12 protein-coding genes are annotated in these 10741 nt (G+C 66.0%); 3 read left to right on the top strand and 9 right to left on the bottom strand.

Annotation, left to right across the window (positions count from 1 at the left end):
* Nucleotides 1-46: 46 nt before the first annotated feature.
* The 4 genes from modA to GPZ80_RS33590 all read right to left on the bottom strand — a co-directional run bounded on the left by modA (nucleotide 47) and on the right by GPZ80_RS33590 (nucleotide 2970).
* Complete coding sequence (gene modA / locus GPZ80_RS01985; protein WP_187217996.1) at nucleotides 47-823, bottom strand: molybdate ABC transporter substrate-binding protein; 777 nt, start codon at nucleotides 821-823, stop codon at nucleotides 47-49.
* Between the two features lie 8 nt (nucleotides 824-831).
* Nucleotides 832-1104, bottom strand: a complete 273-nt coding sequence (locus tag GPZ80_RS01980; RefSeq protein WP_187217995.1) for a ubiquitin-like small modifier protein 1 — start codon at nucleotides 1102-1104, stop codon at nucleotides 832-834.
* 57 nt (nucleotides 1105-1161) lie between these two features.
* The gene (locus tag GPZ80_RS01975; protein WP_222718750.1) at nucleotides 1162-1923 is read right to left on the bottom strand and encodes a HesA/MoeB/ThiF family protein; all 762 of its coding nucleotides are present in this window, start codon (nucleotides 1921-1923) and stop codon (nucleotides 1162-1164) included.
* A 96-nt stretch (nucleotides 1924-2019) separates the two neighbouring features.
* The gene (locus tag GPZ80_RS33590) at nucleotides 2020-2970 is read right to left on the bottom strand and encodes a M56 family metallopeptidase (protein ID WP_187217994.1); all 951 of its coding nucleotides are present in this window, start codon (nucleotides 2968-2970) and stop codon (nucleotides 2020-2022) included.
* A gap of 503 nt (nucleotides 2971-3473) precedes the next feature.
* On the opposite strand from GPZ80_RS33590, the gene GPZ80_RS01965 reads away from it, so the two are divergent.
* From GPZ80_RS01965 to GPZ80_RS01955, 3 genes are all read left to right on the top strand, one after another.
* On the top strand, nucleotides 3474-3923 hold the full coding sequence (locus tag GPZ80_RS01965) for a heavy metal-responsive transcriptional regulator (RefSeq protein WP_187217993.1): 450 nt from the start codon (nucleotides 3474-3476) through the stop codon (nucleotides 3921-3923).
* A gap of 172 nt (nucleotides 3924-4095) precedes the next feature.
* Nucleotides 4096-4902: a sulfite exporter TauE/SafE family protein gene (locus tag GPZ80_RS01960; protein WP_222718749.1), complete on the top strand. Its 807-nt coding sequence runs from the start codon at nucleotides 4096-4098 to the stop codon at nucleotides 4900-4902.
* Nucleotides 4903-5550: 648 nt separating this feature from the next.
* Entirely contained in the window at nucleotides 5551-5994 is a 444-nt protein-coding gene (locus tag GPZ80_RS01955; RefSeq protein WP_312880056.1) for a Rieske (2Fe-2S) protein, read from the top strand.
* Nucleotides 5995-6251: 257 nt separating this feature from the next.
* Here GPZ80_RS01955 and GPZ80_RS01950 read toward each other — a convergent pair whose 3' ends face one another.
* The 5 genes from GPZ80_RS01950 to GPZ80_RS01930 form a co-directional block, all read right to left on the bottom strand.
* Nucleotides 6252-6581, bottom strand: a complete 330-nt coding sequence (locus GPZ80_RS01950) for a proprotein convertase P-domain-containing protein (RefSeq protein WP_187217992.1) — start codon at nucleotides 6579-6581, stop codon at nucleotides 6252-6254.
* A gap of 26 nt (nucleotides 6582-6607) precedes the next feature.
* Nucleotides 6608-8449 carry a PA domain-containing protein gene (locus GPZ80_RS01945; RefSeq protein ID WP_187217991.1) on the bottom strand — a complete coding sequence of 614 codons (1842 nt, stop codon included), beginning with the start codon at nucleotides 8447-8449 and terminating at the stop codon, nucleotides 6608-6610.
* 246 nt (nucleotides 8450-8695) lie between these two features.
* The gene (locus tag GPZ80_RS01940; protein ID WP_187217990.1) at nucleotides 8696-8989 is read right to left on the bottom strand and encodes a four-helix bundle copper-binding protein; all 294 of its coding nucleotides are present in this window, start codon (nucleotides 8987-8989) and stop codon (nucleotides 8696-8698) included.
* Between the two features lie 65 nt (nucleotides 8990-9054).
* A complete protein-coding gene (locus GPZ80_RS01935; protein WP_312880055.1) occupies nucleotides 9055-10092 on the bottom strand; it encodes an NlpC/P60 family protein in 1038 nt (345 codons plus the stop codon).
* A gap of 113 nt (nucleotides 10093-10205) precedes the next feature.
* Nucleotides 10206-10556: a hypothetical protein gene (locus tag GPZ80_RS01930; RefSeq protein WP_187217989.1), complete on the bottom strand. Its 351-nt coding sequence runs from the start codon at nucleotides 10554-10556 to the stop codon at nucleotides 10206-10208.
* Nucleotides 10557-10741: the final 185 nt, after the last annotated feature.

Here is a 10741-nt window from a genome sequence, read left to right as displayed (position 1 = left end):
CGCGCCGCCGAACAAGGGTTGACACTGTGCTGACCTTTCGGAGTTGTCAGATGGTCTGGAAGCCGTATCGGCGCAAGATGTCCTGCCCAGACTTGGACCGGATGAACTCGATGAGCGCCGTGGCTCCATGGCCGTTCTTTCCGGCCGCGAGCCTCACGATCGGATAGTCGGAGACCACGTTGTGGCCGGCGGGGATCTCCACCAGCTCGACCCCCTGCTTCGTCGCACGGACATCGGTGACCCACGCGATCCCCGCATCGGCCTCGCCGAGTGCGACGCGGCTGACCACTGCCTTCACATCGGGTTCCTCAGTCGCGGCGGGAACTCGCAGGCCCGCCTTCGCGAATCCCTCCCTGGCCGCCTTGCCGACAGGCACCGGCGGGGCTCCCAACGAGATCCGAAGCCCCGCGCCGGTAAGGTCCTTGAGCTCTCGGATTCCCCTGGGATTTCCCGTCGGCACGACGATCGCCATCGTGTTGCGGGCGAACACCTCGACCGCACCCGCGACCAGGTCACCGCCGGTCACCTTGGCCATGTTCGCCTGGTCCGCGGAGGCGAAAACGTCGGCCTCCGCGCCGTTGGTGATCTGCGACGCGAGTGCGGACGAGCTGCCGTAGCTCACCTCGACCGTCAATGCCGGGTGCTGCTTGGTGAACTCGTCTTTGATGGCGTTGAACGGTTCGGTGAGCGATGCCGCGGCCAAAACGGTGACCTTGGTACCGCCCGCGCCGCCCGCTCCAGCCGACGAACACCCGCTCGCACCGACAGCGGACACGACGACCAAGGCCATCAGGCCGGTCCACCTCAGGAGTGCGCGACGCATGAGCGCCCTCAGCCTCCCGCCATCGCCGGCAGCAGCTGCAGCTCATCGCGGTCGGCGACAGGGGTCTCGGTTCCGTCGAGAGACCGGACGTCGTCACCGTTCAAGACCACGAGTAAGTGCCGTTGCAGCTTGCCTTCGGCGTCGTAGACCTTGGGCTGCAGGCCCGGGTACTTCTCGACCAGGCCGCGGATCACCTCGGCCACGGTGGAGCCGGATGCCTCGACCGAGGACGATCCGTCAGTGTGGGCCCGCATGATCGTCGGAATCAGGACGCGCGTCATCGTTCACCATTCCTTTCAGGCGTTCAAAATTGGGGAGACGCTATTTCCAGCGAAGTATCAGAGGTGGCCGCAGACATCACAGTCGGGTCGACGCGCGACGTTGATCAGCCTGCTCACATTCGTCGCCATGTCGAAGAACCACAATTTGCCCGTAAGCGATTCACCAATACCGGCGACCAGTTTGATGACCTCCATGGCCATGACTGCGCCGACCGTCGCGGGCCCGGGGCCGATGGCCGCGAAAACATAGATGTCCTGCCAGTAATCCGGTTTCACCGGGTTGATGCAGGCGAAACACGGGGTCTGTCCGGGAATGACGACCGTCACGCAACATTCCATGTCGTACATCGCGCCGCTGACCAACGGCACTCCGCGACGCACGGCTTCCCGATTGAGCAGGTACCGCTCTTCGAACAACGGGGCGGCGTCGACGATCACGTCGGCGCTCGCGGTGATCGTGGCGACGTTCTCCGCGGTCACGTTGCTGTGGATCGCGGTCACCGCGACGTCGGGGTTGACCCGCTGAAGGTTGGCGGCGTGGGTATGCACACTCGGCTTGCCGATGTCGTCCACGAACGCCCAAGGCCACCGGTTGAGGCCTTCAGGCTCGATGAAACCGCCATGGGCCATCGTCAGCGACCCCACACCCGCACGCGCCAGGTGCATGGCCACCGTGCCACCGACACCGCCGGTGCGGGAAATCGCCACGTGCGCACTGGACAACTTGGCTTGGCCGTCTTCGCCGAAGCCCGCGATACCCAACTGACGGCCATAGCGGGCTAAATTCGGATCTGCGGTGAATGCCGGAGCAGAGTTCATGCGGGAATTACCCCCATCTCAAGTGAATTGCGCAAGATGTATCGACCAAACCGAGGCTAGCATCGGGGATGCAGCCGAGACCGGGTTTTCAGTAAATCAGCCCGCCATGAACAGACATGTGTTCCCCGCCGTCATGGCGATAACCGGCAAAGCGACCAACGTGGCCTGCGTGACGAAGCTCAGGCCGACAAATGAGCAGGATCCGATTCCGGCCAGGACCCTTTGACGCCGCGTCGGCGGATCGGCAATCCGCATCATCCTCTTCGCCACCGATGGTCCGGCGACGCCAAGCGCCGTCGCGGGAGGCGCCAACGTGGAGAGTTTGCGCATCGCGCCACTGAGGACCCCCGGGGCGTGTTGCCGAACCGCGACATCATCGGCCCGCATCTCCACAAGTTGCCTGACCAGTCGCTCAGTGAGCGGGAACAACCAGACCCGCCTGCTGACCATGCCGATAGCGCGAGCCACAGCGACGAAAACATGGTGCCGTTCGGCCAGGTGCGCGCGTTCGTGTGCGAGCACGGCAGCGAACTCCTCGGCATCGAGCGTGTTCTTCGCAGCCGAGGTGACCACGACGACATCCGGCTTGCCCGGCATGCAGTAGACCATCGGAACCTCCGACGGAATCTCCACCACGTCCGAGCCGACGCCCGCGATGTGGCTCGAGAACAGTCGAAGCGCTGACCGCTTGCGACTCCGGCCATGGCGCATTCTGGTCAGTACCAACATAATGAAGAAAGCGAAGCGGCCGAGCGGAACGATCAGCGCGATCCCGACGACATGCCGGAGCACGTCCGCGGCACGAGCAGACCCGGTGAGACTTCCGAGGCCGATCCGCATCGATGTCCACAAGTGGCCTTGGTGCGGCAACCAGAGCGCGCCGACTCCCGCGATCGCCCAGGAGACAAGCACGGTACTGGCGAGCACGAGCCACGCGGCCGCACTCAGACGCGGAGAGTGCCCGCGTTCGGTCACTCGACGAAGGAGCGGAACGACCACCGTCAGGATGGCGACCGAGACAGCGATCGCCACCGCGACGACGATCACCTACCACGCCCATCGGCCACCGCGCAGGCGATCACCTGCTTGGTTCGATCTGCCGAGAGCCCGCGGCACCCGGTCGCTCGGTGAACCCGAATTCTGTTGCCCACGAACGCTTCGAGCTCGCGTTTCGTAGCCTCCACCCCTTGGAGATTCCCCATGGGGCGGACTCTACTACCCAACTTAGGAGAAGTCATCACATTGAGGACACTGGCCGCCACACTGCTCTGAATGGCGGAATTCTTGACACTCCAAGCAGTCTTGACAACGCGGCCGTCCGCCGAACGGGTGATGGCGCCAGGTTCCGGTCGAGACGGTCGCCAACTCTGGTGTACACAACTGACTGCCTCTCGTCTCGTCGTGACCCGAGCGCCAGCAGACACACGGCCACGGCCGGTCGCGATCCACAAAGGACGTTCATGTGTCCGACACGGCGCCCACATCGCCGGCGCGCTCCCCCATTCGAAACCGGGAGGGTCCGACCATTAGATCAACCTCAAGGAGATGTGATGCGGATCGGCGACCTCGCCACCCAGTGCGGCGTCCCCATCAAGACGATCCGCTTCTATGAGGAGGTTGGCGTGCTGCCCACACCCGCCCGCACACCCCGCGGGCACCGCGACTACGGGCCGGAGTTCATCGAGCGACTGCGGTTCATCCGTCGTGGCCAGTCGGCCGGGCTGTCGCTGCGGGAGATCCGACAGATCCTCGCCATCCATGACCGCCAAGATGCGCCCTGCGGCCACGCCCGCCTGCTGCTCAGCGACCGGCTCGGCCAGGTCAGATCCCAGATCGCCGAGCTGATCACCCTCGAAATCCACCTCGACGCCCTGCTGTCGCGGGCCGAACCAAGCGAACCGACGGATCACGACGGCGCGTCGACCTGCCGCATCCTGGAACTCAACCCCGCCCTGCCTGCAGGAACGCCCGATATGCCTGCCCGTCGCGGCACACGCTGACCGTCTCGGCAAATGTCGCCGCCCGCGACCTGCGACAACGCGGGCACCACCGTGTAGATGCCGCAAATGTCCGAAGATCTGGAACCGGCCGGTTCGTGCACCTAAGATCGAACAACACCACGCCCGACCGCCTCACTTTCGACAGCGCTTTCGCAGCAGGGATTCGAAGCCCGTGATCAAGCCAGGCGCTGTGCCGACTCGGTCGGCACCCACGGTGTTCGTCGCCGGTGCGGCCGTGGGCATGCTGGGCGGCATGATCGGGTTGGGCGGTGCGGAGTTCCGGCTGCCGCTGCTGATCGGCCTGTTCGGCTTCGCCGCGCTCTCGGCGGTGATCCTCAACAAGGCGATGAGCCTGGTCGTGGTCCTCACCGCATTGCCCGCCCGCCTGTCCACGGTGTCCGCGGGCGAACTGAGCGCGCACTGGGCGGTCGCGGCCAACCTGCTCGCCGGGAGCCTGCTCGGCGCCTGGGCGGGGGCGACTTGGGTTCTGCGGATGCGCACAGCCACCCTCTACCGCGTGCTCGCCGCGCTCATGGTGCTCATGGCCGCCGCCCTGGTCCTCACTCACGCGACACCTCTTGGCGCGTTCGCCCTGCCCGGCGCGGTCCGTATAGGGGTCGGAATCGCTGCCGGATTCGGCATCGGAGTCGTCGCCGCCACCATGGGCGTCGCCGGGGGCGAGCTGCTGATCCCGACGATCGTGCTGCTCTACAGCATCGACATCAAAACCGCAGGCAGCCTCTCACTGCTTGTCTCGCTGCCGACCATGCTCGTCGCGTTCGCCCGCTACAGCCAAGACGCGAGCTTCGTCGTCTTGCGCCAGAATCTGCCGTTCACCGCGAACATGGTCGCGGGCTCGGTCACCGGAGCTCTGCTCGGCGGATTGCTGCTCGGTGCCATCCCCGACCTCGTTCTCATCCCTGTCCTCGCCGTGATCCTGTTGATCTCGGCGATCAAGCTCAGTCGCCACACCGAATAGTCGCGTTCTCCGGAAGGCGACTGTCAGCGGCATGGTGGACGGGCTAGAACAGCGAGACGTCGTCCGGCGCGGGCGGGCGGTTGTCGGCGTTGCTCGACTACATCCCGCCCGCCCGGCACGCCGAGGTCATCGAGGCCCTACGGCTACTCATGGAGGCAGCAGGAACTCATCGCGCGTCGTGACGTCGCGATCGCGCTCACCGCGTTCCTGTCCACGCCCGGATCACACCGCTTCGTTCCCAGACCATCACCTACGCGGGTCGCCACGACGGCGCCGCGTTGGACTTCAGGACAACCGCACCTGGCCTGGTTCCGGCCCAGGACGCGTGGACAAGCGCAGACTGCAGATCACGGCGGCTGAATGCCACCCGCCGTCACCCCGTGAGTGTCGTCGAGGCACTCCAGCGTGCTCAGCGAGCGACGTTGTCGGCAGGCGGCGCCGCGCTCGCCACGACCAAGGAAACCTGTTCCAGGGGCTGGTGGCCTCCTCCTAACGTGCCTAGTATGTCGGCGGACAGGCCCCCACAGGGCCGCCTGCATCGAACCGTGTCGGGTTGTGACACCGGGTGAGGGTGGAGGTCTCGACCTCCACCCTCACCCATGTCGCCTGCGGTTCCTCACCTCTCCCCACCAGCCAGGAGACATCGCCGTGAACGACACCGGAAATGCCACGACCCCGGACTTGCCCCACCGACGTCAGGTCCTGTGTGGACTTCTTGGCGCGCTCATCGCACCGGGAGCGTTGGTCGCGGGCTGTGCGGACGCGGGTTCCGAGAAAGCCGCGGCAGGACCTGCCGTCGGCGAACTCGCGAAGCTCGCTGAGGTACCTGAAGGCGGCGGCATGCTGGTGAGCGGGCCGAATGGGAGCACACTGCTCTTGTTGCGTCCGTCGGCGGACACAGTGAAGGGCGTGGATGCCCGGTGCACGCACCAGGGTCCGCTGGTCGACCCGCCACGCGACGGCAGAATCGTCTGCCCGATGCACGGCAGCGTCTTCGACGCCACCGACGGGACCGTCCTCCGTGGACCGGCGCGCCGGCCCCTCAAAGAAGTCCCGGTCAGGGTCGAGGATGGCAAAGTGTTCCTCGCCTGAGGCGATACGCACTCTGGTGTGGACAGACGTCCCGCGTTGGCCGGAAGGGCAGGTCGCGACAGGCTGCGTCCTGGATTGCGGCGCGACCCGGTCGGCCAGGTCCTCGGCGGTGGCCAGCCGGGTCGAGAGGCTGGGGCCGAGAGTCTGCCGTGACGCAAAACGTCCGCGAGCTGTTCGGCCACGACCGTCCCGATCTCGGGCATGGCGATGGAGGGTCGACCGCCGCACACAGCGGTCGACCCTCCATCTGGGACGCCCTAGATGGTGAGCGTCCAGCTATCGATCAGCCCGGTGTCGGCTGTCGCGGCGTCCTGGACCCGCAGGGTCCAGGTCCCGTTGCGTACCTCGCTGGAGAGGTTCGTGGTGTAGGTCTTGTCGATGTTGTCGGTGCCACTGCCCGTGCGGTTGTGCAGCACGTAGGCGGTGCCGTCGGCCGCCACCAGGGTCACCACCAGGTCGCCGATATAGGTGTGCTGGATCTTGACCGCCACCGCCGACGTCGCGGACGCGTTCCCGGTGCAGCCGGAAATCGTGATCTGGCTGGTCACGGTGCTGTTGTCCGGAATCGTGACGTTATCGCCGTTCATGCCGGTGCATCCCCGACGCCACTCGATCACGGGCCCGTGTAACGGAAGATGTACAGACCCGAGTCTCGGTCACTGGCCGCGACGTACTCCTTTCCATCGGCGCCGGTGAACACCTCGACGCCCCAGATGTTGCTGCCGCCGACGTCGATGAAGTGACCGACCTCGGTCAGCTTGCCGCCGGCGATCTTGGCCACCCGGAACCCTGCCGAGTAGTAGGAGAAATAGGCGAGGTCGGATCGAGCCGCGGAAGTCGCCACCTCGTGCACCGACAGGTCACCAAATCCTCGGGCATACGCGGGGTCGTGAGCCTCAGGGACGGCGTAGGTGTCGAGCTCGGCCATCTTGCCGCCGCTGTTGTCGTAGAGGTGGACATAGCCCCAGCCGTCGAACTGCGACCGGAACCGCAGCGTGTCACCACGGGCGCCGATCGCGATCGGTGCGAGCACCGAGCCCGCGGGCGCGGCCATGCACGCGGCGTCGTCGTACTGGCCCTCGGCCCCGAAGATGGAGAATCCCGCCTGCCGTGCGATGACGCCGAAGGTGTGGATGTCACCGGCGACATCCATGCCCAGCGTGCTGTCGCACGCGTCGGAGCCAACCCGGTTGAAGATCAGCACGGCGTCGTAGCCGCCCGCGTCGGTCACACTGGTGACCTTCTCGGTGAAGGTGCACACGCCGCGTTCGACGACGGCGATGTCGACGACATTCGGGTCACCCGCCGGAACGGCCGGATCCCCGGAACAGGCCCGGCCCACGAACACGGACACACCCTCGACGGTCTGCCCTTCCGCGAGCGGCTTGTTGCCGCCCTGGTTGGCTGAGATGTCCACGCCCTCGGTGAGGTTGGTGGCCTGGACGACGTAAGGGCTGAAGTCCTCGTCGGAGCCGATGACGTAGGCGTTGTCCTTGGTGAACTCGGCTTGGTGGCCGTTCCCTTCGGAGACGACGTTCAGCCCGCTTTCCGCGGCCTCGGGGTCCGGGCTGGCGAAGTCGGTGTCACCCAGGTAGGAGATGTTCAGCGGGTCGGTGACGTCGACCTTGACGTATCCGGCGTCCCAGTAGGACAGCAGCATGACCTGCCTGCCGCCGATCTGCTTGACGACCATGTCGTGCAGGAAGATCTCATCCAGGCTGACCGGCGCTGCCTGGCGGATCTGCGGGAACTTCTGGTCCAGGTCGTACTCGGCGACGAGCTTGGCCTTCTTCGGGTCCGTGATGTCGAGGATGTCGACATCGGAGCCCTCTTCGTTGTCCACGATCACCGCGTAGGCCTTGTCGCCCGCGTCCCAGGCGTAGGCGCTGTGAGTCTCGTTGGAGTCTTTCTTGCCCTGGCCGTTGACCGTGAAGTCGCCGATGCCCTCCACCAGCGGGGTTGGGTGCGCCGGGTTGGTGACGTCGTAGATGTTGGCCCCGCCGAAGCCTGCCTTGTCTTTGCACTTCTCGTTGTTGGTCACCAGAATGTCCCCGGTGAACGCCGGGGTATCGATGTGCACGACCTGCACACCCTCGCCCGGGTAGCTGCCTTCCTTCGACGCGATGAAGGCGACTTCCTTGGGCTGATTCACGTCCCGGATGTCGACCACGTGCACGCCGTTGTACTTGCAGGTCGCACTGCCCCACGCGGCGAGATAGGCATACCCGTTGTGCACGCCCACATCGGCGATCTTCTCGGGGACGACGTTCTTCAACTTGAGCTTGGACACGAGGTCGACGTTCGACTTCGTCCCCTCCGGGGACAGGTGGCCCTCGGTCGCGCCGTGCTGGTGAGCATGGCGGGGACCGTCGCCCGCCGACACGCCTCCATCGGTCTGGGAAATCGGGTGGCTCGCCGCGACCCCGCCGACCACCAGTACGCCGATCGCGGTCAAGGCGGTTCCCGCCAGTAGTCCACGCTTTGCTCTCGACACCAAGGACCTCCCAAGACACTTCGTGAGTGATCGTGCCAGCGCACTATAAGTCGGGAAATGCTTTCGGACGAGAGCCAAAACGGCGGCAATTCGTTGGTACACAGTGGCATCACGGCAAGCGCATCCGCACTTCGTCCACAAGGGACGAAGCTCGGCAGGCAACCACAGGTGCGGTTCTATTCTGGTGTGGACAGACCTCCTGAGTGCTCAGAGATGGGCGAGCAGATCCCGGCAGGCCTGCTCGCAAAGTCGGCGTTGTTCGGCGCACACCCGGCAGTGCTCGTGCATCGAGGCATACCGTTCACATTCACCGGCGCAACTCGCGCAGATTCGAACACAGGCTTCGAGCAGTGCGCGCGTCGCGTTGACGTCGTAACCGTTGTGCCGCGACAGGATCTGCGCCGTGGCCGCGCACACGTCGGCGCAAGCGGTCACTCGGTCCTGGTCGATTCCGCCGGGGTCCTTGGGATATGTCCTGCGAATTTCCGCTGCGACGGTCATGGACTTTCCTTCCCTTGGTCGACGGGTCATCACGTGGTTGCCCGGGCGTCGTCGGCGCACGCACATCAGCCGACAATGCGCCGCGCGCCGATGTAGTGGCCGTCTCCTCTGACCGAGCGCACGTCGACCAACTGGCCTTCGGTTGGGGCGTCGACCATCTTGTCGGCGCCGACGTACATCCCCACGTGGTGGATTCGGGACGGGTTCGCGGTGCCGTCGTCGTAGAAGACCAGGTCACCGGGCTGCAGTTGATCTCTCGACACCGGCCTTCCGAGCGTGAACTGGGCACGGCTGGAGTGCGGCAGCGAGATCCCGGCCTTGGCGTAGGCCCACATCGTCAGTCCGGAGCAGTCGAACTCGTTCGGCCCGACCGCGGCCCACTCGTACTCCGAGCCCCTACGGCCCAGCGCGGCCTGCAGCGCGGTGTCCGCGGCTCCCGGCGGACCGAGATACACGCCGGTGTCGGTCACCCTGCGCAGCTCCGCCCGATCGGCCGCGGGCAACGCGTTGAGCGCTTGCTTGACCTCGAGGATCTGCTTGTCGAGCTCGATCTGCTTCTGCTTGATCTGCTCCACGAGCCCGGCTGCGGCATCGGTGGCCCCACGTGCGCGGCGGCCTGCGTCCTCGGCGCCAAGCCTGGCCTGGTCCGCTTGGCGCACCGCCAGGCTCAGGCCGTCCAACGACCTCGTGCTCCGGCCGGCGATCATCTGCAAGGCGGCGGCGCGGGCGAGGAAGTCGTCCGGGCTGTCCCCGGTGAGCAGCGCGGAGACGCGGGAGAATCGGGCGCCCTGGAACGAGGCCGTGGCGAGGTCGTCGACCTCGTCGCGGAACTGCTCCTGCGCGGCGACGGCTTGCGACTCGACGGAGCGGGCCTGCTCGAGGTCCGCGTTGGCCTTGTCGAGTTCGGCGCGCTTGCCTTTGAGGTCTTCCTGGGCTTTGAGCAGGTCCTCGTCCAACTGGCCTGCTTGTTCGCTGAGCTGCTCGTAGCGCTTCTTCGCGTCCTCGGGTTGCGCGGCTGCCGGAGGCGCGGTCACTGCGGTCAGCAGCAGGGTCGCGGCGATCGCCATCGCCGCGCGGATCGCGCGTTGACGTCGTTGAGACACGATTATCACTTTCTTGGGAGAAGGCGGTGGCTCGACCGAGGCGGGTCATCCCGCCAGGGAGCACACCGGTCTGCCTGACCGTCGACAGACGACCAGGTGAGGGCAGACTTCTCCTACACGCGCAATACGCAGAGGCGATCGAGCGGCCGGGGAGTCACGACCGCGGGTTCGTCGGACACCGGCGCAGCTCCGGGCGGCCGCAGGACACCGACCACGCTGCCGGGGCGCAAACCGGCGGCCCAGACGAGGACCGCCAGCGTCACCGACAAGCACAGCGCGACCAAGCCCGCGGGACCGTGGTCACCCGAATGGGTGGTGAGCGGGTCCGGTTCCGGCGCGGACTGGCCGATGGCGCTGACGTCGGCGGCCGCAGCTATGGCAACACCATCACCGTGCCCGTCATTGGCGCAATGCGTGGCGATGGCGAATCCGAAGATCATGACGAGAACGAGGGCGACGCGCACGGGCAGAGCCCACCTCCGTCGCGGCGTTCCCGTCGTCAGCACGCGAACAGAGTACGGATCGACCGCGCGGGCGCAAGGACTTACGTCACGTTGGCGACACGCTGTCATGTCACAGCTGCTCAACGTTGCACGCTGCCCGCGTTGAACCCCGTTGGCATACCACCGAAACGTCAACCAAACGACAC

The sequence above is a fragment of the Actinokineospora xionganensis genome, from assembly GCF_014323725.1.
GTDB lineage: Bacteria > Actinomycetota > Actinomycetes > Mycobacteriales > Pseudonocardiaceae > Actinokineospora > Actinokineospora xionganensis.
The sequence above is the reverse complement of the archived record's forward strand: the minus strand, read 5'-3'. Positions and strand labels throughout refer to the sequence as shown.

Excerpts from the sequence above, each read along its gene's own strand:
- modA (WP_187217996.1), bottom strand. The coding sequence starts at position 823 with ATGCGTCGCGCACTCCTGAGGTGGACCGGCCTGATGGCCTTGGTCGTC.
- GPZ80_RS01940 (WP_187217990.1), bottom strand. The coding sequence starts at position 8,989 with ATGACCGTCGCAGCGGAAATTCGCAGGACATATCCCAAGGACCCCGGC.
- GPZ80_RS01965 (WP_187217993.1), top strand. The coding sequence starts at position 3,474 with ATGCGGATCGGCGACCTCGCCACCCAGTGCGGCGTCCCCATCAAGACG.
- GPZ80_RS01975 (WP_222718750.1), bottom strand. The coding sequence starts at position 1,923 with ATGAACTCTGCTCCGGCATTCACCGCAGATCCGAATTTAGCCCGCTAT.
- GPZ80_RS01950 (WP_187217992.1), bottom strand. The coding sequence starts at position 6,581 with ATGAACGGCGATAACGTCACGATTCCGGACAACAGCACCGTGACCAGC.
- GPZ80_RS01980 (WP_187217995.1), bottom strand. The coding sequence starts at position 1,104 with ATGACGCGCGTCCTGATTCCGACGATCATGCGGGCCCACACTGACGGA.